Source organism: Amycolatopsis iheyensis (assembly GCF_024703995.1).
Classification (GTDB): domain Bacteria; phylum Actinomycetota; class Actinomycetes; order Mycobacteriales; family Pseudonocardiaceae; genus Amycolatopsis; species Amycolatopsis iheyensis.
In genome coordinates this window covers 96,694-116,512 of sequence record NZ_JAMXQV010000022.1, presented here as the reverse complement: position 1 = coordinate 116,512, position 19,819 = coordinate 96,694, and the positions used below count along the sequence as shown (strand labels likewise).

The 19,819-nt window shown below is 74.2% G+C and carries 17 protein-coding genes; 7 read left to right on the top strand and 10 right to left on the bottom strand.

All coding sequences use genetic code 11. From position 1 onward, the window contains the following. Window positions 1–10: 10 nt before the first annotated feature. Together M8542_RS34805 and M8542_RS34800 are read left to right on the top strand one after the other, a co-directional pair. Window positions 11–1,081, top strand: a complete 1,071-nt coding sequence (locus tag M8542_RS34805; protein ID WP_257924564.1) for a DUF917 domain-containing protein — start codon at window positions 11–13, stop codon at window positions 1,079–1,081. 115 nt (window positions 1,082–1,196) lie between these two features. Beyond that, window positions 1,197–2,672: a PucR family transcriptional regulator gene (locus M8542_RS34800; RefSeq protein WP_257924563.1), complete on the top strand. Its 1,476-nt coding sequence runs from the start codon at window positions 1,197–1,199 to the stop codon at window positions 2,670–2,672. Here M8542_RS34800 and M8542_RS34795 read toward each other — a convergent pair whose 3' ends face one another. From M8542_RS34795 to M8542_RS34785, 3 genes are read right to left on the bottom strand one after another with little or no spacing between them, the layout of a single operon-like run. Continuing rightward, complete coding sequence (locus M8542_RS34795; protein ID WP_257924562.1) at window positions 2,673–4,406, bottom strand: hypothetical protein; 1,734 nt, start codon at window positions 4,404–4,406, stop codon at window positions 2,673–2,675. After that, complete coding sequence (locus M8542_RS34790; RefSeq protein WP_257924561.1) at window positions 4,406–4,720, bottom strand: hypothetical protein; 315 nt, start codon at window positions 4,718–4,720, stop codon at window positions 4,406–4,408. The genes M8542_RS34795 and M8542_RS34790 overlap by 1 nt, the downstream gene beginning before the upstream one ends. Beyond that, complete coding sequence (locus M8542_RS34785) at window positions 4,717–5,247, bottom strand: YbaB/EbfC family nucleoid-associated protein (protein ID WP_257924560.1); 531 nt, start codon at window positions 5,245–5,247, stop codon at window positions 4,717–4,719. Before M8542_RS34785 ends, M8542_RS34790 begins: the two co-directional genes overlap by 4 nt. Before the next feature lie 183 nt (window positions 5,248–5,430). Between M8542_RS34785 and M8542_RS34780 the strand changes: the two genes are divergently transcribed. Next, window positions 5,431–6,441 carry an aldo/keto reductase gene (locus M8542_RS34780; protein WP_257924559.1) on the top strand — a complete coding sequence of 337 codons (1,011 nt, stop codon included), beginning with the start codon at window positions 5,431–5,433 and terminating at the stop codon, window positions 6,439–6,441. Here M8542_RS34780 and M8542_RS34775 read toward each other — a convergent pair. Continuing rightward, on the bottom strand, window positions 6,438–6,905 hold the full coding sequence (locus M8542_RS34775) for a hypothetical protein (RefSeq protein ID WP_257924558.1): 468 nt from the start codon (window positions 6,903–6,905) through the stop codon (window positions 6,438–6,440). The two genes, M8542_RS34780 and M8542_RS34775, sit on opposite strands and share 4 nt — an antisense overlap. 101 nt (window positions 6,906–7,006) lie before the next feature. On the opposite strand from M8542_RS34775, the gene M8542_RS34770 reads away from it, so the two are divergent. The 3 genes from M8542_RS34770 to M8542_RS34760 all read left to right on the top strand — a co-directional run bounded on the left by M8542_RS34770 (window position 7,007) and on the right by M8542_RS34760 (window position 9,359). Beyond that, window positions 7,007–7,696, top strand: a complete 690-nt coding sequence (locus M8542_RS34770) for a response regulator transcription factor (RefSeq protein ID WP_257924557.1) — start codon at window positions 7,007–7,009, stop codon at window positions 7,694–7,696. Further along, complete coding sequence (locus tag M8542_RS34765) at window positions 7,693–8,958, top strand: HAMP domain-containing sensor histidine kinase (RefSeq protein ID WP_257924556.1); 1,266 nt, start codon at window positions 7,693–7,695, stop codon at window positions 8,956–8,958. Before M8542_RS34770 ends, M8542_RS34765 begins: the two co-directional genes overlap by 4 nt. Window positions 8,959–9,032: 74 nt before the next feature. Continuing rightward, on the top strand, window positions 9,033–9,359 hold the full coding sequence (locus M8542_RS34760) for a hypothetical protein (protein WP_257924555.1): 327 nt from the start codon (window positions 9,033–9,035) through the stop codon (window positions 9,357–9,359). A gap of 21 nt (window positions 9,360–9,380) precedes the next feature. On the opposite strand, the gene M8542_RS34755 is transcribed toward M8542_RS34760, so the two are convergent. The 3 genes from M8542_RS34755 to M8542_RS34745 all read right to left on the bottom strand — a co-directional run bounded on the left by M8542_RS34755 (window position 9,381) and on the right by M8542_RS34745 (window position 13,889). Next, window positions 9,381–9,926 carry a DUF4232 domain-containing protein gene (locus tag M8542_RS34755; RefSeq protein WP_257924554.1) on the bottom strand — a complete coding sequence of 182 codons (546 nt, stop codon included), beginning with the start codon at window positions 9,924–9,926 and terminating at the stop codon, window positions 9,381–9,383. A 125-nt stretch (window positions 9,927–10,051) separates the two neighbouring features. Further along, window positions 10,052–10,603 carry a DinB family protein gene (locus M8542_RS34750; protein WP_257924553.1) on the bottom strand — a complete coding sequence of 184 codons (552 nt, stop codon included), beginning with the start codon at window positions 10,601–10,603 and terminating at the stop codon, window positions 10,052–10,054. Window positions 10,604–10,622: 19 nt separating this feature from the next. After that, window positions 10,623–13,889, bottom strand: a complete 3,267-nt coding sequence (locus M8542_RS34745; RefSeq protein WP_257924552.1) for a glucodextranase DOMON-like domain-containing protein — start codon at window positions 13,887–13,889, stop codon at window positions 10,623–10,625. Between the two features lie 123 nt (window positions 13,890–14,012). On the opposite strand from M8542_RS34745, the gene M8542_RS34740 reads away from it, so the two are divergent. Next, the gene (locus M8542_RS34740) at window positions 14,013–14,423 is read left to right on the top strand and encodes an ATP-binding protein (RefSeq protein WP_257924551.1); all 411 of its coding nucleotides are present in this window, start codon (window positions 14,013–14,015) and stop codon (window positions 14,421–14,423) included. Here the strand turns inward: M8542_RS34740 and M8542_RS34735 are convergent. The 3 genes from M8542_RS34735 to M8542_RS34725 all read right to left on the bottom strand — a co-directional run bounded on the left by M8542_RS34735 (window position 14,420) and on the right by M8542_RS34725 (window position 19,770). After that, window positions 14,420–15,151, bottom strand: a complete 732-nt coding sequence (locus M8542_RS34735; protein WP_257924550.1) for a GAF and ANTAR domain-containing protein — start codon at window positions 15,149–15,151, stop codon at window positions 14,420–14,422. The genes M8542_RS34740 and M8542_RS34735 overlap by 4 nt on opposite strands. A gap of 228 nt (window positions 15,152–15,379) precedes the next feature. Continuing rightward, window positions 15,380–15,682: an STAS domain-containing protein gene (locus M8542_RS34730; RefSeq protein WP_257924549.1), complete on the bottom strand. Its 303-nt coding sequence runs from the start codon at window positions 15,680–15,682 to the stop codon at window positions 15,380–15,382. After that, a complete protein-coding gene (locus M8542_RS34725) occupies window positions 15,679–19,770 on the bottom strand; it encodes a SpoIIE family protein phosphatase (protein WP_257924548.1) in 4,092 nt (1,363 codons plus the stop codon). Before M8542_RS34725 ends, M8542_RS34730 begins: the two co-directional genes overlap by 4 nt. Window positions 19,771–19,819: the final 49 nt, after the last annotated feature.

The window sequence follows — 19,819 nt, the reverse complement described above, 5'->3', positions numbered from 1 at the left end:
GTGGTCAGTCATGCGCATCACCGCTGGTGACGTGGCCGCCCTCGAACGCGGGGTGGCCCTGCTCGGCTCCGGCGGGGGCGGGGACACCGCCACCGCCGCGGTGCTGCTGCGCCGCGTGCTCGAACGCGGGCGCGAGCCGGAGGTGCGGCCGGTGGCCGAGCTGCCGGCCGAGGCCCGCGTGGTGCCGGTCGGCGTCGTCGGCGCGACCGCCGCGTTCACCGAGAAACTGCCGGGCGGCGACGAGTTCGCGTCCGCCGTCGCGGCGGTCGAACGCTGGACCGGCGAGCGTGCCGACGCGGTGATGTCGATCGAGATCGGCGGCCTCAACGGGCTGATGCCGCTGGCGGTGGCCGGCGAGCTCGGCCTCGCCTACGCCGACGCCGACCTCTCCGGGCGCGGCCTGCCCCGGCTCGACCAGCTGGCGGTGGCGGCGACCGGCCGCGGCGTCGCGCCCGCCGCGCTGGCGGAGCAGAGTGGCCAGGTCATGCTGCTGGCCGCCGGTTCGGACGCGATGGTCGAGCGTGGCGCCCGGGCGTTCGTCGCGGGCTCCGGCGGCTGGGCGGCGTTCGCGCTCGCGCCGATCCCGGCCGGCGAGCTGGCGGCGTGCTCGATCCCCGGCACGACGAGTGCGGCACTGGCGCTCGGCCGCCGCGTGCTGGCGGCGGGGGAGAGCCCGGCGCGCGACCGGCTGGAGGCCGCGCTGGAGGGCACGGTGCTGGCCCGCGGGCGGGTGCTGGAGGTGGCGCGGCACGTCGGGCCGGGGCAGCTGGGCAGCCCGGGGTTCGGCCGCGGCAGCGTCATCCTCGCCGACCACCGCGACGGCGCGCTGCTGCGGCTGGAGATGGAGAACGAGTACCTGCTCGCCCTGCGCGACGGCACGCCGGTGGCGTCGACCCCGGACATCCTGTCGGTGCTGGACCACCGCACAGGAGTCCCGGTCGGCTGCGACGCGATCCGCACGGGCCTGGAGGTCGACGTGGTGCGGCTGGCCTCGGCCGAGTTCTGGACGGACCCGCGGCGGCTGCCGGTGCTGCAGCCGCGCGCGTACGGCATCGACTGCGACCCGGTGAGGCTGTCATGAGCCCGCGCCTCCCCCCCGGGGCCCACCCCCCCCTTGGGGGGGGGGGGGCCCCCCCCCCCCCCCACCGCCACATTGGGGCGCATGGGGCGGGGCGGGGCGAACTGGTGAGGGCGTCGTGAGTCTGGCGCGGGTGCTCGCGCTGCCGGGCTGGGCCGAGCACGTCCGGCTGCTCGCCGGCGGGAGTGGGCTCGACCGTCCACTCGCGACGGTTCAGGCCACTTTGGACGCTTCGCACGATCCGGCCGCCGGGGAGCTGGTCGTCGTCGTTCGGCCGGTCGCCGGGACCGACTGGCAGATCGACGCGCTGCTGCGGCGGTGTGCCGACGCCGGGGCGGCCGGTGTGCTGCTGCCCGGCACCGAGCCGCTCACCGCGTCGCGGCTGCTCGCCGACCGGCTCGGCGTGCCGCTGCTGGGCACCGCCGCGGCGCCGCTCGACCTGCTCGTCGAAGCCCGGCTGCTGCTCGCCGCGCCCGAAGTCGACCGGGCCGGCCTGCTGCTGGCCGCGCACCGGGCGCTCGGGGACCGGCTGCGGCCGCCCGAGGAGGTCGTCGCCGTGCTGCGGCGGCTGCTGCGCTCGCCCGTCGCCGTGCTCGACGACCGCGGGCAGGCCCTGGCCGGCGAGGTGACCGGGCGCGTCCGGCTGGACGAAGCCGTGCCGCAGCGGACCGAGCTCGACGACGGCGTCCTGCTCGCCCACCCGGTGCTGCTGCACCGCCCGGCGATGTGGCTGGCCGCCGAACTGCGCGGGACCGAGGCCGCCCGGGCCGACATCGTCCCGCCCGCGCTCGCCGTCGCCGCCGGGGCACTCCAGCGCTGGCTGCTCGCCAACCGGCTGGAGCTGGAACGGGACGCGCGCTCGCGCACGGCGTTGCTCGGCGACCTGCTGCGCCTGGACACCGAGCCCGGCGCGGACCTGCGCCGTCGCGTCGCCGACGCGGGCTGGCGGCTCGGTGGCTGGCACGTCGGGCTGCACATCGGCGTCCCGGCGGCCGTCGACACCGTGGCGCGTACCCAGGAGGTCATGCGGGCGCTGGACGTCGAGGCGGTCGTCGAGCACGGCGACGGCTGGACCGGCTGGGTCACCTTCGACCACGAACCCACCGCGGAACGGGTGCGTGCCCTGGCGACCCGGCTCCAGGCCGCGCACCGGACGCTCCGCCTCGGCGCGCACATGGGCGTCGGCCGGCCGCACCCGCGCCCGGAAGGGCTCGCGGCGACCGTCGCGGAGGCCCGCGACGCCGCCCGGCTCGCCGCGACCCGACCCGAAACCGGGCACTTCCTGCACGTCGACCAGCTCGGCATGGCCCAGTTGCTGCTGGAGTGGACCCGCACGGACACCTTCGAGCCGGCGGCCCGCGCGCTGGTCGCGCCGCTGCGGTCGGTGCCGGGCGACCTCGTCCGGACGCTCGCCGCCTACCTCGACGCCGAGTCGTCGATCGCGGAAACCGCCACGGTGCTGGGCGTGCACCGCAACACCGTGGCGGCCCGGGTCACGCGGATCGAGCAGCTGCTGGGGGTCGACCTGTCCCGCCCGGACGAGAGGCTGGCGCTGCACCTCGCGTCACGGGCGGTCATCCTCGCGGACGAGTGACTAGTCGTCGTCCCCGCCGGTGACGTTGCCGATGCTGGCGGGCACGCCCTTGATCATGTCGACGACGGTCTTGCCGGCCAGGCCCGACTTGCCGAACCACGGGTCGGTCATGACCTTGATCGCCGACTCGAACTTCTCGGCGGCGGCCGGGTTGCCGAACAGCTTGCCCAGCTCGTGCACCGAGTAGTTGCTGATCTTGTCGAACTTCTGCATGATCTCGGGCGTGACACCGTCCACTTTGGACAACTTGTCCTTGATGACGTCGGTCATCTGGTCGGTGAACGGCTTGTGCTTCCCGGGATCCGGGGCCGGCGTGGGGTCGGGCTTGGCCGGCTCCGGAGTGGACGAAGACGGCGCGGGGTCCGGCTTCGCGGGCTCCGGCTTGGGTTCCGGCGTGTTCGACGGCGGCTTCGGTTCCGGATCCGGTGTGGAGGACGTGGGCTTCGGCTCGGGGTCCGGTGTGGACGAGGAAGGTTTGGGCTCGGGGTCCGGTGTGGAGGACGTGGGCTTCGGCTCGGGGTCCGGTGTGGACGAGGAAGGTTTGGGCTCGGGGTCCGGGGTGGAGGACGAGGGCTTCGGCTCCGGGTCCGGTGTGGACGAGGAAGGCTTCGGTTCGGGGTCCGGTGTCGAGGACGAAGGCTTGGGTTCGGGGTCGGGCGTGGACGAGGACGGCTTGGGTTCCGGGTCCGGTGTGGACGATGAGGGCTTGGGTTCGGGGTCCGGTGTGGACGAGGACGGCTTGGGTTCCGGGTCCGGTGTGGACGAGGACGGCTTGGGTTCCGGGTCCGGTGTGGACGAAGACGGCTTCGGCTCGGGGTCGGGTGTCGGGGACGAAGGCTTGGGTTCCGGATCAGGCGTCGACGAGGACGGCTTGGGTTCCGGAGTGGCCGACGACGGCTTGGGCTCCGGCTTCGGCGTCGGCTTGGGGGTGGGCGTCGGGGTCAGGCTGCTCGACGGGGGCTTCACCGCCACCGCCTCGTCGCCCGCCTTGCCCATCTTCGCCAGCGCCTTCACCAGGTCGCCGAGCTTCTTGGCCAGCTGCATGAGCTTCGTGCCGATCTTGCCCAGCGCCGTCGCGACCGTGCCGATCGTCGTCGTGACGAACAACGCGATCGACGCGCCGAACGTCACCGGGGCCAGCGCCGCCGCGATCAGGGCGCCCTTGACGATCGTCGCCAGGAGCATCGCGATCAGGTCGCGCAGGATGCCGCGGAACGCGCCGACGATGCCGCCGGCGATCTTCATGTTCTTGCCGGCCTGGTCGAGGTAACCACCGAGGGAAGCCAGCTGGTCGGTGACCGCGTCCATGTCCTTCTTGAACTGGTCCGCCGCCTTGCCGGACCAGTCCTTCATGAGCGTGTCGAGCGCCGTCTGGTGGTCCGTCGACCACTGCTCCAGCTTCTTCTTCTCCGCCGAGAGCGCCTCGCTTGCCGCGGCGATGCCGATGGGGTCGCCCATCAGGATGTCCAGCGGCCACCGCAGGATCGTGATGTGCTCGATGAGCCAGCCGATCCCGGCCGTCAGCAGGCTGCCGATCGGGTCCAGCACCAGCCCGATGGTCTCCAGCGCCATGCCCGCGGCGCCGATGCCGATCGCGACCTTGTCGTTGTCCTTGACGGCCTTGTCGAGGCCGATCGCCGCTTCGAAGAACCCGGCGCCGGCGGAAGCGTTGTCGCTGTTGAAGAGTTCGGACCCGTGGAGGCTGACGTCCTTGCTCTGGTAGTCGTCGCCCACTATTCGAACCTCACGATCGAGTCGACGGCGTCTTCCTCGCCCGCCTGGTACTTCTTCGCCGCGTCGGCGACCTTGTCGGAGAACTCGCCGATCGTCTTGGCGTAGTCCCCGAACTGGTGGTGGGCCTTGTCGGTCCAGGTGCTCGCCCCGGCCGCCATCAGCTGGCACGCCGGGTTGATGCCGAACATGCCCGGGTCGCAGGTCATGCCGCCGACGAGGTCCGCGGTGCCCTGCAGGTTGCTCTGGAGCTCGTCGAGGTGCTTCCCGAAGTTGGCCAACGGCTCCGCGTTGACCTTGAAGCCGCCGCCGCTCACCAGGGGTTCGATTCGTCGTCGAAGTGGTCGTCGGCCGGGGGACGGCGACGCGGAGCGGGTCCGGCCGGCGGCGGGGCCGGGGGTGCGGGCGGCCGCGCCGGAGGCGCGGCGGGCGGCGGCGGGGTCCGCTCGGGCTCGGCGCTTTCCGGCGCCGCGAAGTCGCCGTCCGGCGGCGGGTCCGGCGGCAGGAAGGACCGGACCATGTCGGTCGACTCGCCGTCGCCGTTGATGGTGGCGAAGGAGTCCGCGACGCTGCGGGCGGTCCGGCGCTGCGCTTCGCGGACCGTGCTCATGATCGCCGCGGTCAGCCGCGCCGGGCCCAGCTCGGTCGCCCGGTGCCCGAGCTCGAGGTTCGTGAGGGCGCCGTTCGGGGCGAGCGTCACGGTCACCGCGCCGTCTCGCGAGCGGACCGTGGCCCCGGCCGCGGAAAGCGCTTCGCTGAGTGACGCGGCCTTCGTCTGCAGGTCCCGGACCTGCCGTTCGAGCAGGAGCTCGAAGTCTTCACCTGGCCCCAGGTTCGGTTGCACGAATTCGACTCCTCGCCACACGGGGGATACGGGGCCCGGGCCCCACGATCCGGCCAGGTTAGCGCACCCCGAACGTTCATCTGGTGTAAGTCGGGGGTGTGCCTCGTTGTCTCCCCGAAGTTGCCCGCGAATGCCCTCGATCGGGTTGACCCGGACCGCGCTCCGGGTTGCACGATCGAGGGCATGACACGACTGGACGACTACCGGCCGCTGGGCCGATCCGGGCTGCGCGTCTCGCCGCTGGCGCTCGGCGCGATGACCTTCGGCACCGGCGCCTTCTGCGCCGACGACGACACCGCGCGCAAGGTCTTCCGCGCCTACGTCGAGGACGGCGGCAACTTCGTCGACACCGCCGACAACTACAGCGCCGGCCGCAGCGAGGAGCTGGTGGGTGAGTTCCTGCGCGACGTCGAGCGCGACGACGTCGTGCTCGCCACCAAGTACTCCGGGCCCGGCTTCAGCGGCGGCGAGCCGCGTTCGGACCCGCGCCGCCGCAGCAACGGCCGCAAGAACATGGTCGCCTCGCTCGAGGCGTCGCTGCGGCGGCTGCGCGTCGAGCACGTCGACCTGTACTGGCTGCACATCTGGGACGGCTTCACCCCGGCGGAGGAGGTGATGGCCGCGTTCGACGACCTGGTGCGCGCCGGGAAGGTTCGCGCGGTGGGCCTCAGCGACGTCCCGGCTTGGTACGCGACGAAGGCGGCCATGCTCGGCGGCCCGCCGGTGACAGCCCTGCAGCTGGAGTACTCCCTGATCGAGCGCGCGATCGAAGCCGAGTTCGTGCCCCTGGCGAAGGAGTTCGGCGTCGCGGTGCAGCCGTGGGGCGCGATCGGCGGCGGGTTCCTGTCCGGCAAGTACACCCGCGACGGCGGCGGTGAAGGCCGGCTCGCGGACGGCGCGGCCTTCCGCTCCCTGCCCGAACGCCGCTGGGCGATCCTCGACGTCGTCCGCGAGATCGCCACCGAGGTGGACGCGACGCCGGCCCAGGTGGCGCTGCACTGGGTGACCCGCCGGCCGGGGATGCCCGCGCCGCTGATCGGTGCGCGGTCACCGGAGCAGCTGGCCGAGACGCTCGGCGCGCTGACCCTCGGCCTGACCGACGCCCAGCTGGACCGGCTGACCGAGGCGAGCGCGCCGGAGCTGCCGTTCCCGCACCGGGTGCTGGCGCGGCTGAACGCGGGCTTGCCGAGCTAGCCGCGCCCGCGGTGGCCGCCGCCGCTGTCGTCGGCGGCCGTTTCCGCGTGGGGTTCGCCGTCGCGGCAGGTCACGATCACCACGTTCTCCGTGCCGCCGTTCTTGAACTTCAGCGAGGCGCTCGCGGCCGGGCCGCGGGAGACGTCGTCGGCGCGGAATCCGGTGTCCGGGCTCCACGACATCAGCTCGACCTGGTCTCCGGTGCACTTCGCGACCAGGGTGCCGCCGGGGACGGTCAAGCCGCGCGGCGCCGGTGCGGTCGAGGCCGGCGTGATGGGCGGCGGCGGGGTCGTGCCCGTGGGCACCGTTTCGAGTGCGCGGGCCACGTCGTCCTGGGAAAGCGGCTGGTTCTGCGGGCCGAGGATCCCCGCGCCGACGACGTCGAGGGCCACCGTGCCCACGCCCGCGGTGGCGACGGCGGCCAGCAGCCAGCCCGCCGCCATCAGCACCCCGCGCCCGGTCATCCGTCCACTGTGCCATCCGGAAGGGTTAAGGCACGGCTAAGGCGTCCTTAGCGTTCGCCGGGAACCCGGTGCCGCGCCCGGCCGTGTGTAGATTCCCGGGCATGGCGACCGTGCTGCTCGTCGAGGACGACCCGACCATCCGCACGGCCGTGCTGCGGGCGCTGAGCGAGCGCGGGCACACGGTGACGTCCGCGCCGACCGCGATGGCCGGGCTGCAGGCCGCCGTCACCGACCGGCCCGACGTCGTCCTGCTCGACCTCGGCCTGCCCGACCTCGACGGCCGCGAGGTGCTGCGGATGGTGCGGGCGGTCAGCGCCGTGCCGATCATCGTGGTCACCGCCCGCGGCGCCGAGGCGGAGATGGTCCGGCTGCTCGACGCCGGCGCCGACGACTACGTGGTCAAGCCGTTCGGCGGCGCCCAGCTCGACGCCCGGATCCGCGCCGTGCTGCGGCGCGCCGAACCCGAGGAGACGACGGCCCCGGTGGTCGTCGGCGGGCTGTCGGTCGACGCGCGGACGCGGGAGGCCTCCCTCGACGGCGCGCCGCTGGACCTGACCCCGCGCGAGTTCGACCTCCTGCACTACCTCGCCAGCCGGGCCGGGACCGTGGTGAGCAAGCGCGAACTGCTCGCCGACGTCTGGAAGCTGCCGTATGCCGGGGCGGACAAGACCGTGGACGTGCACCTGTCGTGGCTGCGGCGCAAGCTCGGCGAGACCGCGCAGGAGCCGCGGTACCTGCACACCGTGCGCCGGGTCGGCGTCCGGCTCGCCGAACCGGGGGCGCCGGCGTGAGGAAACGGCTCGCCCTGCTGGTCACCGCGGTGATGACCCTGGTGCTCGTCGCGTTCCTCGTGCCGCTGGCGATCCTGCTGCGGTCGGTCACGGCCGACCGCGCGGTCACCGCCGCGACGGCGAAGGCGCAGTCCCTGACGTCCCTGGTCGCGACGGCCGACGCGGCGACGCTGCGACCGGCGGTCGACCAGCTCAACACCACCGCCGGCCACCCGGTGACGGTGTTCCTGCCGGACGGGACCGTGCTCGGCGCGCCGGCTCCGCGCACCCCCGGGGTCACGCTGGCCGCCGCGCAGGGCAGCAGCCTGACCGTCGAGGACGCCGGCGGGCGGGAAATCCTCGTGGCGGTCCAGGGCCTGCCGCGCGGGACGGCCGTCGTGCGCGCGTTCGTCGACCAGGCCGAGCTGAGCCGCGGGCTGGGCGCGGCGTGGCTGGTCCTGGCCGGGCTGGGGGTCGTGCTGCTGGCGCTCGGGGTGCTGGTCGCCGACCGGCTGGCCCGCTCGATCGTCCGGCCGGTGCACGAGCTCGCCGCGGTGTCGCGGCGGCTGGCCGAAGGAGACCTCGACGCGCGGGCGCGGGCGGGTGGACCGGCGGAGGTGCGGTCGGTCGCCGCCGCGCTCAACCTGCTGGCCGCCCGGATCCGCGACCTGGTCCGGCAGGAGCGCGAGGCCGTCGCCGACATTTCGCACCGCCTGCGGACGCCGTTGACCGTGCTGCGGCTGGACGCGGAGTCCCTGGCCGACCCGGCCGAGGCCGAGCGGATCACCGCCCACGCCGAAAGCCTGGAGCGTCAGGTCACCGCGTTGATCGACCAGGCCAGAGCGCGGGATTCGGCGCCCGGCTCCTGCGACGCGGCGGCGGTCGTCCGGGCGCGGGCCGAGTTCTGGTCGGTGCTGGCGCAGGACCAGGACCGCGCGGTGACGCTCGCGCTCGACGACGGCCCGCTGCCGGTCGCGGTCGGCGAACCGGAGCTGGCCGCGGCCCTGGACGCGTTGCTGGGCAACGTCTTCGCACACACCCCGGAGGGCACGGCGTACGCGATCCGGCTGACGGCGACCGACGGCGGCGCGCGGGTGGAGGTGTCGGACGAGGGGCCGGGCTTCGACGAAGTGTCGCGAGGGGACAGTGGCGCCGGGTCGACCGGGCTGGGGCTGGACATCGCCCGGCAGACCGCACGCGCGTCGGGCGGGTCGTTCGCCGTGACGCGTGGGCCGGGCGCGCGGATCGTGCTGGACCTCGGAACGGCTTTAGGGATGCCTTAAGCGTCGCGCAGTGCGCCGCTATCACCGGCCGAGCGATGCTTCTTTTCGTTGTCGGAGAACGAGAAGGAGCAGACATGCGCAAGATTCTGGTGATCGCGGCGGCCGGCGCGGCGCTCGCGGTGGGCGGGACCACGGCGGCCCTGGCGCAGTCCGGGGCCGACGACGGCTCCCCGGCGCCGGCCACGACGTCCAGCGGTCCCTCGCCCATCACTTCGGCCGCCACGAGCAGCAGTGCAGCGACGATGTCGCCGACCACGTACCCGACCCGGCCCGCACCGAGCACCTACCCGTCGCGGACCCACGACCTCGGCGACGACCACGGCGGCCGGCACGCGGAGCCGGGTGACGACCACGGCCGGCACGGTGGCGAGCCGGGCGACGACCACAGTGGCCGCCGCTGACCTCGAACGTCCACAGTGGAGCTACGGCTGGGCGGGGCCCGCGGTCACCGCGCCGACGGTGAGCGCGTGCGCTTCCGCCGAGTCGTCGAGCGGGCCCTGGTTCCACGGCAGCGTGATCGCCGGGTCGCTGGTGTCGCCGCGCGGCGTGGTCGTCTGCGGCGCGGTCACCGTCACGCTCGACGGCTCGACCTGGCTCTCCGCGGCTTCGATGCCGGTCCAGTGCAGCAGCATCGACGCCGGCGCGCCCTCGGTGACGGTCACCGACGGCGCGTCGGCGGCGGCCGGGTCGGCCGTCACCGTCACGCCCGGCGCGTCGGCCAACGCGACCGGCAGCGCGCCCTGCAGGGTGCAGGTCTCACCCGGCTTCGCGGTGAACTGGACGAACGCGTACCGCTGGCCCGCGCCGGGGGACCCGGCGACCAGCGTCGTGTCGACCTGCGAGGACGTGCAGCGGAAGTCGGTCGGCATGGCGGCCGCGGTGCCGGCCGCGGCGACGACGGCCGTCGCGGCGGCGCCGGTCACGGCCAGGGCGGTGACGGTGCGGCGGATGCTCGGACGAGCAGACATGAGCGGAAACCCCTTCCGGTGTCGGTACTTCCCGTACACCTGAAGAGATGCCTCACGACCCGGTCAGGTTAGCCCCGCAGTGGGATGGCCCGCACGAAAGCAACCCCGGGTGATCTTGAAACGTCCTACTGCTGAGCGGCCCGCTCTATCTCCGCGTACCGCGCGGCCCAGAACGCGCGGTCCCGGGTCGGCGCGCTGGTCGCCCCGTCGAGCTGTTCGCGGAGGATGTCGGCGTGCCCGGCGTGCCGGTTGGTCTCGGTGAGCACGTGCACCAGGACGTTGAACAGCAGCACGTCCGGCCGCGGCCACCACGGCACGTGCCCGGGCGCGTCGACGGGCAGCGCCGCGATCGTCGCGTCGGCGTGCGCGGCGGCGCGGCGGTAGCGGTCGACGATCTCCGCGCGCGTCTCGTCCGCGGTCGCCCAGAAGTCCCGGCCGCGCGCCTCGATATCGTCCCAGCGCGGCAGGGGCTCGGGGAACGGCCGGCCGAACACCTCGCCCAGGTACCGGGTCTCCCACAGCGCCAGGTGCTTCACCAGGCCGAGCAGGTTGGTCCCGGTCGCGGTCAGCGGGCGGCGCACGGAGTACTCGTCCAGCCCGGCAAGCTTCTCCAGCACCGCCTCGCGGGCCTCACGCAGATCGTCGTGCAGGTACTGCTTCGCGAAGTCGTCGATCACACCCCGAGCCTGCCAGAACTCACCCGACCGGGACGCCGCGCACGGCGACCGGCCCGCGGGTCGGGTCGAGCTCGGCCGCCTGGTCCACGCCGGCCGGCGTCAGCACGTCGAACGCCTTGGGCGCGGTCGCCGGGTCCGCGGCGCAGACCGGCGCCGTGCCACCCGCCGGGCAGAGGCCGAACGTGTACGGGCCCGCCGTCGGGGTGAAGGGCCGGGCCTGGTCGGGGGAGTTGCCGTCCTGGCCGGTGAGCACCACCGCGAACGTCCAGCCGGGACCCGGCGTGCCGAACGCCGGCTTCGCCACGCTCACGGTGATGTACCGCGTTGCCTGCGAAGCCCGCACCGACGGCGTCGCGAGCGAAGCACCCGAAGCGTCGACGAGGGCGGGCTCGGCGAAGCCCTGGACTTCGACGCGCCGGCTCCACGCGTCCTGCACGGCGATCGAGTACGCCCGGCTCGGGAACGGCGCCGCGGTCGAGGTCGCCGTCGCGGCCGGGTCGTGCGCGTAGATCGTCAGCAGCTGCGCGCCCAGCGGGGAGCCGAACGTCGGGGACAGGTCGCGGACCTGCGCGCGGAACACGAGGTTCGCGCCCGAGTCGATGACCTGGAACCGCTGCAGGTCGAACGCGCCCGCGTGGAAGTCACCCGCCGTCGGGTAGGTGAACGTGCCCGGGCCGTTGTCGTCGCCGTCCGGGTCGGTGGTGTCCAGCAGCACCGACCCGGTGACGAAGTCCGAGCTGATCGTCTTCTGCGCGTACCCGGTTCCCGGACCCGTGGCCGTCGCGGTGACGACGTTCGCGCCCAGCGGTGTCGGCACCGTCGCGGAGAACGTCCCCGCCGCCGAAGCCCGCACCGACAGCACCGAAGTCGTCCCGGCGTCGGTGGCCGAGGCGGCGAGGTCGACCCGGCTGCCGGCCGGCGCGGTGCCGGACACGACGGCGGTCGCGGTCGACACCGACGCGGGCGCGTCGAGGGTCACCGCCAGCGCCGCCGGCGGCGCGTGCGTGACGTACCGGGACCGGACGTCCGCGGGCTGCTCGGGCAGCCGGCCGTCGGCCAAGGCACGGGCCAGCCGCACGGACTGCGACTGCGCCCAGCTCAAGGGCGCGACCGAACCGGCGGGCTGACCGGGGGCGAAGCCGATCGACGCCGTCCGCGGGTCCGAGCCGTAGGGTGACGCCGGCAAGGCCGGGTTTTCCCACGCCTGCTCGGGAATCAGCCCGGTGCCACCGGTCTGGGCCCGCATCGCGCGCAGCAGCCCGGCCGCCCCGGCGCGGTCACCGGTCTGCACGGCCTGCTCACCGCGTTCACCCGCGAGCACCGGCCACAGGTGCCCGGACCCGGTGTTCGTCGACGGCCACGGCGCCCCGGTCGGCGCGCAGTTCGTCGGGTCGGGCTCGTAGCAGTCGCCGTAGCCGTCTTCGCTGCCCGCGGCGGAAGTCCCGTAGCGGTACCAGCCCGGCCCGGCCGGGGTGTCCCGCTTGATCACCCGGTCCACGACGCCGAGCGACGCGGCGACGTCCGGGTCGTTCGCCGGCAGCACGCCGAGGCGGGTCAGCTCGAGGAACCCGGCGTCGACGACCGCGCGCTGGTCGGCGTCGACCGAGCCGTTGCCCAGGTTGTAGATCCACTCCGAGTTCGGGTCGCCGTTCTTGGTCAGGCGCAGGAAGTACCGGCCGCCGTACGGCCCGTTCGACGTCACGGTCCAGCCCTTGATGCTGCGCTGGAAGTGATCCGCCGTCGCGCGGTAGACGCGGGCGCGCGCCGGGTCGCCGTTGCGGTCGGCGATCACGCCGGCCGCGACGAGCCCGGCGATCTCCGCCGCGATCGTCGAGGGGGAGTAGCCGCCCTGTTCTTCCCAGCGCTCCGAGCCGAACGCCGGGCCGTGCGCGACGACGAAGTCCGCGGCCGCGCGGATGTGGTCGGTGTAGAGCGTCCGGTCGCCCTCGAGCCCGGCCTGCAGCGCCATCAGGATCGGGTAAGCGCTCTCGTCGAGCTGGTCGCCGCCGGAGTCGGGTGCTTTCTTGCCGTTGAGCATGGAGTTGCGCGGGAAGCGGCCGTCGGGTTGCTGCTGGCGGCCGAAGAGCCAGCGCACGCTCGCCCGGGCCGTCTCCCGGTCACCGGCCGCCAGCAGCCCGGAGAAGCTTTCGTAGAGGTCGCGGGCGAAGATCTCGCGGTAGGACCCGAAGTAGACGGGCTTGCCGCCGGGTGCGTCCCCCGCCGAAACCGCCTGCCCCCACGGGCTGCCGAGCGAGGCCACGACCGCACCCGGGAACGTCTTGTCCTCACTGGCCTTCAGCACGTTGACCGACTGGTAGTACGCGTCCGAGTCCTTGCCACGCAACGGGATCAGCCCGTTGTCGTAGTCCCGCCAGCCACGGGCGTACTCGCGGTAGCTCTGGTCGAACGGCGTGCGCAGGCTCGCCCCCGCGGTCTGGACCGCGGCCCGCGCGTCCGCGCCGAAGCCCAGCGCCAGCTCCACCGGGCGGCGCGGCTCGAGGTCCAGCTGCGCGGTCTGCACCACGTTGCCGTCGACGGCCGACGACGCCGGGTCGGTGAGCCGGTGGTCGCGGTCCAGCTGCGCCAGCCCGTCACCCGCCGTGCCGGCGAAGCCGCTGGACGTGCTGAGGAACCGGCGGTCGGCCCGCAACGCGGCGGCCAGCGGGGTGCCGTAGTCGCGGGCCGGGGCGCTGGACACCGTGTTCGCGTCCGCGCTGACCAGCGCGCTCGTCGCCGGGTCGACGGTGGCGGTGTCCCCGCCGCCGTTGGCCGGGCCGCCCCCGCCGTTGCCGTTGACGCTCGCGTCGAACCGCACGTAGACCTTGAGGTCCCGGCCCGAGCCGCGCAGGGGCTCCAGCCGGGTCCGGATCAGCACACCGGTGCGGGCCGGGTCGGTCAGGTAGTCGGTGACCAGCCGGTAGGTCCCGCGGCGGGGCGTCGAGGTCACCTGGCAGGCCATCCCGCCCGCGCTCGTGGCGATCGTGTAGGTCATGTCGCGGGCCTGCAGGTCGGTGAAGGTGCGCCCGTCGGTGACGGCGAACTGCAGCGACTCGACGTTCGTGTTGTCGATCACCGGCGCGTAGACGTCGGAAAGCACGCCGCCCGCCACGGTGAACCAGGCCTTGCTCGTCGAATTTCGCGCGGTGCCCAGGCAGTCCTTGCGAGCCAGGCCGAAGTGGGAGAGCGCCCCCGGTCCCGGGTCCGGGGCGGCGGCTGCCGCCGGCGCCGGCAGCAGGGCCGCGGCGAGCACCGCGCTGACCACCACGGACCACGTCGACCGAGTCATCCGCACATCCGATCACGGCGGTTCACGCCGCACCAGAGCCGAACGGCAGCAGGCTCGTCGTTGCCCTTGATTGAGAAACCCGACCGGTGGGTAGGAAACCCACAGTCCCCCGAGGAGGTGAACGTGGAAGAGCACGGATCGGACGGCTGGCGGTACCGCGGCACCGTTTCCCCGCGCACGTTGCCGGGCCTGCGGCGGCACCTGGTGTCGTGGCTGCGCCGGAGCGCCGGTGACGAGGTCGGCCGCCAAGCCGACGACGTCGTCCTGGCCTGCTGGGAAGCGATGGCGAACGTGCTGGACCACGCCTACCGGGGCCGGCCCGGGCTGATCGACGTCCGGGCCCACATCGACGACGACGTCCTCATCGTCACCGTCGCCGACCAGGGCCGCTGGACGTCGGTGTCCGAGCGGGCGGACGGCGGCCGCGGCCTGCGGCTGATCCAGGCCCTGGTCGACGGGCTGGACCTCCGCTCGACCGACGACGGCACGGTGATCACGCTGACCTGGCCGTTCCCGGCCCGGCGCAGCGCCTAGCTCTCGTTCCCCGACGAAAGCTCCTCGACGAACCGGGTCGCGACGTCCCGCAGCTTCACGTTGGTGTGCTGCGACTGGGCGATCAGCCGCTTCATGGCTTCGTCGGCGCTGACCCGGTGCACCGCCATCAGGATGCCCTTGGCCTGCTCGATCACCGCACGCGAGCTCATCGCCTTCTCGAGCTCGGCGGCCCGCTGTCTGGCCTGGTGGTAGCGCCGCGTCGTGCGCAGCCCGAACGAGACGATCGTGGTGTAGAGCGCCAGCAGCCGGGAGTCGGTCTCCTGGAACCCGTGGTCGCCGTAGCCGAACAGGTTGAGCGCGCCCGCCAGCCGGTCGTCCACCCGCAGCGGCGCGGCGAGGTAGCTGCCGACGCCGAGGCGGCGGGCGTGCTCGGTGAACTCGGGCCACAGCTGCCCGGCCGTCGCGAGCGGCACCCGGACGATCTCGCCGGTCGCGGCCGCGCGCAGGCACGGCCCTTCGCCGGCCGCGTACTGGACGCGGTCGATCTCGACCGCGCGGTCGTCGGTGGAGGCGGCGGTCGCCGGCTCGCCGTCGCGGATCGCGGTGATGCTCGCCATGTCGGCACCCGGCACCGCGCGGACGGCTTCCGCGCACACCGCGTCGAGTATCTCCGCTTCGGCGGGGGAGCTCTCCAGCGAGCTGGTGAGGTCCGCCATGGCGGCAGTCAGCTCGTCGAGGTGCTCCGAGGGGATCGGCTCACCGGTCACTGGTCATCTCCGTCCCGCGGCTCGGGTCAGGGGGCGAACCGCTGCGGTGGCAACGGGTCGGCGAACAATACCCGTGTGCGCCCGGGAGCCGGTGCGGTGGCTCCGGCCCGGCGCTCGCTGCTGAACGTCGTGGGTTGGGCGCCGGGGCCACCTGGCGACGGCCGGCAGCACAACCCACCCGCGACCGTCACTGGAATTGACGTACCCACTGGGCAGTCGCCCAATCACTCAGCGGATGGTCACTTCGGCGCAGCGGGCCAGCCCGGAGACCCGCAGGACGCGGTCGAGCAGCCGCGGCGCGGTGAGCCGCAGGTCGTGGACGGTGGCCCGGTCGAAGAGCACCGCGATGCCGGCACTGTCCAGGTAGGTCACCCCGGTGAGGTCCACCACGACGGGGCCGCCGGCGGCCAGTTCCCGGTCCAGTGCCGCGCCGAACTCGCCGGCGTTGCTCATGTCGATCTCACCGGTGGCGGTCAGGACCCGCTTCCCGTCGTCGCCCGCGCCGGTGACCAGCGTGAGTGCCGTCGTCACGAACCGATTCTCCATTCCAGCGTGACGGTGGTGCCCGCGGCGCCGTGCCGGACGGTGACCGTGTCGGCCAGCGCCTCCATCATCGGCACGCCGCGGCCGCGCAGGACGTGGTTGTCCGGCGGTGGCTGCTTCCAGTGGCCGTGGTCGGTCACGGTGACGACCAGGTGCGCGCCGGTGAGCCGGGCGGCCAGGTGGGCGTTCTCCTCGGCCCCGGCCTCGCCCGGGTAGGCGTGCTCGACGGCGTTGGCGCAGGCCTCGCCCGTGGCGACCAGGACGTCTTGGGCGAGCTCCTCGTCGAGGGCCACGTTGCCCAGCCACGCGCGCAGCCAGTGCCGCGTCGAGGCGAGGCTGTCCGGGTGCGCCGGGAAGTCCAGCGCGAGCGGGGGCGTCGAGCGGCGGTACAGGAGCAGCGCGACGTCGTCCTCGTAGCCGCCGGTCGGCCGGAGCCGGCCCATCAGGTCGGCGGCGAGGTCCGCGAGCGCGGCGTCGCGGCCGTCGTGGGCGACCGCGGTGGCCCGGTCGATGCCGTCGTCCAGCGACTCACGGCGGCGTTCGACCAGCCCGTCGGTGTAGAGCATCAGGAGCGAGCCGATCGGCACGACCGCGGTCGCCTCCGGGCGGACGGCCGCGACCCGCACCGCCAGCGGCACGCTGCCGGCCGCGTCGAGGAACTCCGCGGTGCCGTCGCGGTGCACCAGCGTGGCCGGCGGGTGCCCGGCGCTGCTGTAGGTGAGCGACCCGGTGCCGGGGTCGAGGATCCCGCAGAACACGGTCGTGCACAGCGCCCCCGGCAGCCGGTCGGCGAACCGGTCGAGCGTGGCCAACGTGTGCGCCGGGCCGTTGGCCTCCAGCAGCAGCGCGCGGCAGGCGCTGCGCAGCTGGCCCATCACGGCGGCCGCGGCGAGCCCGCGCCCGACGCAGTCGCCCACGACGATGCCGATCCGGTCGCCGGCCAGCGGGACGACGTCGTACCAGTCACCGCCGACCTCCAACGGTGGGTTCGCCGGCTCGTAGCGCACCGCGAAACCGTCGGGCAGCAGGGCCGGGCCGAGGATCGAGCGCTGCAGCGCGATCGCGACCTCGCGCTGGCGGTCGTCGAGGTGCGCGCGGCGCAGGGCGTGCGCGAGCGTGCCGGCCAGCAACGCCAGCAGCGTCTGGTCCTCAGTGCCGAGCGGGCGGGCCGGCGAGGGTTCGACCCACAGCGTCAGCCGGCCGCCGGGGTGGTCGAGGGTCGCGGCGGCGCCGCCGTCCTCCCGGGTCGCGTGCAACGCGGGCAGCGCGCGCACCCGGTCGAGCGTCGCACGCAGCTCGGCCGCCAGACCGGTCCAGCGCAGCTCGGCGGCGTCCGTGGACACCAGCCCGGGCTCGTCGTCGGGCCGCCAGGACACCGCGAGCACGCGCTCGGCCTGCCACAGGTCGCGCAGCAGGTCCAGCGCGGTGCGGATCACCTCCGGCACGCCGCTGACCCCGGCCAGGCGCTGGCTCATCGACGCCAGCGCGGTTTCCCGCTGCACGGCGTAGCGCTCCGCGGTGACGTCGCGGAGCGTGCCGATGAGCCGGCGGCGGCCCTCGTCGTCGTACAGCTCGTTGTAGGCGAGCGCGGCCCACACCCGGTGCCCGTCGCGGTGTCGCAGGGGAAGCACGAAGTTGCCCGCCGGCTCGGTGCGCGACCGCTCGAGCGCGGCGGCGACCTGCTGGTGGGCCACCGGGTCGTCGTCCCGGCTGGGGGTCCACGGGAACGGAGGGGCGTAGGGCAGGCCCTCCGCGCCGAAGCCCAGCAGCTCGGTGCACGCGGCGTTGATCTCGACGACACGGCCCTCGGCGTCGCACACGAAGAACCCCTCCTGCAGGGAGTCGATCATCGCCACGCGCCACCGCGAATGCTGGGTCCGCAGCCGCGCCAGCCGGATCGTCGTGCGGACGCGGGCCTGCAGCTCGCGGGCGGAGAACGGCTTGACGAGGTAGTCGTCGGCGCCGGCGGCGAGCCCGTCGACGGCGGCCTCCTGGCCGGCCCGGGCCGAGAGCAGCAGCACCGGCACGGCGGCGGTGCGCGGGTCGCGCCGCAGCTCGGCGAGCAGGGCCAGGCCGTCCATCCGCGGCATCATGACGTCGCTGACGATGAGGTCGGGCGGGTTCGCGCAGGCCGCCGCGAAGGCCTCGACGCCGTCGTGCACCGCGGTCACCGCGTAGTCGTCGCCGAGCAGGCGGGCCAGGTAGTCGCGCATGTCCGCGTTGTCGTCGGCGATCAGGACCCGCGGGCCGGCCGCCGTGGCGGGCACGGGGAGGCCCGCGGTGCCGTCCGGCCCTGGCAGCCAGCGCAGGGCCTCCTGCAGGTACGGCTCGACGGTCTCGGCCGCGATCCCGCCGGCCGAGGGCGCCGGGGCGAGGTGCTCGGCCGCCAGGTGCCGGGTGCCCAGCGGCACCCGGATCCGGAACGTCGTGCCCGCGCCCGGGGTGCTCTCCACCGAGACGGTGCCGCCGTGCATGCCGACGAGCTCGCGCACCAGGGCCAGGCCGATCCCGCTGCCCTCGTTCGAGCGGGCCCGCACCGACGGGATCCGGTGGAAGCGTTCGAAGAGGCGAGGCAGCTCGGCCGCGTCGATCCCGATCCCGGTGTCCGACACGGTGACCACGGCGTGCTCGTCGTCGAGCCCGGCGCGCACCCGGATCGCGCCGTCGAAGGTGTACTTGACCGCGTTGGACAGCAGGTTGAGGACGATCTTCTCCCACATCCCGCGGTCGACGTGCACCGGCTGCGCCAGCGGCGGGGCGTCGACCTCGAAGGCGAGCCCGGCCCGCTCGACCGCGGCGCGGAAGACGCTGGCCAGCTCCGCGGTGAACGCCGCCAGGTCGACCGGTTCGAAGCGGGCCTGCATCCGGCCGGCCTCGATCCGCGAGAAGTCGAGCAGGTTGTTCACCAGCCGGCCCAGCCGCAACGCGTTGCGGTGGATGACGTCGACCTCTTCGCGCACCCGCTCGTCGGCGCCGGCGAGCGCCGTCCCGAGCTCGGCCGCGGGGCCGAGGATCAGCGTGAGCGGGGTGCGGAACTCGTGGCTGATGTTGGCGAAGAAGGTCGTCTTCGCCGCATCCAGTGCGGCCAGGTCCTCGGCGCGCTGCTGCTGCGCCCGGTAGGCCAGCGCGCCGTTGACCAGCGCCGCGGTCTGCTGGGCGACGAGCCCGAGGAACGTCCGGTAGGACTCGTCGAGGGCGCGTCCGGCGCTGGCGGCGAGCACGATCACGCCGGTGGCCGGACCGCCGGCGTCGCCCGGCAGCGGCAACACGACCGCCTCGGCCGGGGGCGTGGTCCAGCCGCCCGAGGGCAGCTCGCCGAACTTCGCGGTCAGGTCGGGCACGACGCGCGGGCCGCCGCCGGAGAGCACGGCCTCGAGCGGCCAGCCGGGTGCGTGGCCGGCGCTGTCCCCGCCCGGGGTGACGGCGGCGAGGGTGAGGCGTTCCTCGTCACGGACGTGGATCGCGGCGTAGGGGATGTCGGCGCCGGCGCGGCCCAGCACCCCGGCGACCAGCTCGCACGCTTCGCCGACGGTGCGGGCGATCCCGGCCTGGGCGCCGAGCTCGCGCAGGGTGGCCATGCGGCGTTCGCCGATCACGCGCTCGGTGGTGTCGGTGACCGCGGTGAACACCGCCCGCACGGCGCCCTCGTCGTCGTGGACCGGGCTGTAGGAGTAGGTCCAGTAGGTCTCTTCCCAGTAGCCGTGCCGGTTCATCGGCAGCAGCAGGTCCTCCGACCAGGTCGCCTCGCCGGTGGCCATCACGCCGTCGAGCATCGGGCCGATGATGTGCCAGATCTCGGTCCACACCTGCGAACCGGGCTTGTCGAGCGCCGGGTGCTTGGTGCCGAGCAGCGGCAGGTACGCGTCGTTGTAGAGGAACCGCAGTTCCGGGCCCCACCAGACGATCATGGGGAAGCGGGAGGTCAGGCAGATCCGCACGGCCGTCGTGAGGCTCGCCGGCCAGCCCGCCGGTTCCCCCAGCGGGGACGAAGCCCAGTCGAACTCCCGCATCCGGGTCGCCATCTGGCTGGTTCCCGGGAAGGCGGCGCGCTGGACGGATTCCTCGCCGACGCTCATCACACTCCTGGTTCACGCAGCCCCGCGTGAGCGTACTCGACCTGCGGCC

Excerpts from the sequence above, each read along its gene's own strand:
- M8542_RS34725 (WP_257924548.1), bottom strand. The coding sequence starts at position 19,770 with ATGAGCGTCGGCGAGGAATCCGTCCAGCGCGCCGCCTTCCCGGGAACC.
- M8542_RS34775 (WP_257924558.1), bottom strand. The coding sequence starts at position 6,905 with ATGACCGGGCGCGGGGTGCTGATGGCGGCGGGCTGGCTGCTGGCCGCC.
- M8542_RS34745 (WP_257924552.1), bottom strand. The coding sequence starts at position 13,889 with ATGACTCGGTCGACGTGGTCCGTGGTGGTCAGCGCGGTGCTCGCCGCG.
- M8542_RS34770 (WP_257924557.1), top strand. The coding sequence starts at position 7,007 with ATGGCGACCGTGCTGCTCGTCGAGGACGACCCGACCATCCGCACGGCC.
- M8542_RS34755 (WP_257924554.1), bottom strand. The coding sequence starts at position 9,926 with ATGTCTGCTCGTCCGAGCATCCGCCGCACCGTCACCGCCCTGGCCGTG.
- M8542_RS34805 (WP_257924564.1), top strand. The coding sequence starts at position 11 with ATGCGCATCACCGCTGGTGACGTGGCCGCCCTCGAACGCGGGGTGGCC.
- M8542_RS34780 (WP_257924559.1), top strand. The coding sequence starts at position 5,431 with ATGACACGACTGGACGACTACCGGCCGCTGGGCCGATCCGGGCTGCGC.
- M8542_RS34760 (WP_257924555.1), top strand. The coding sequence starts at position 9,033 with ATGCGCAAGATTCTGGTGATCGCGGCGGCCGGCGCGGCGCTCGCGGTG.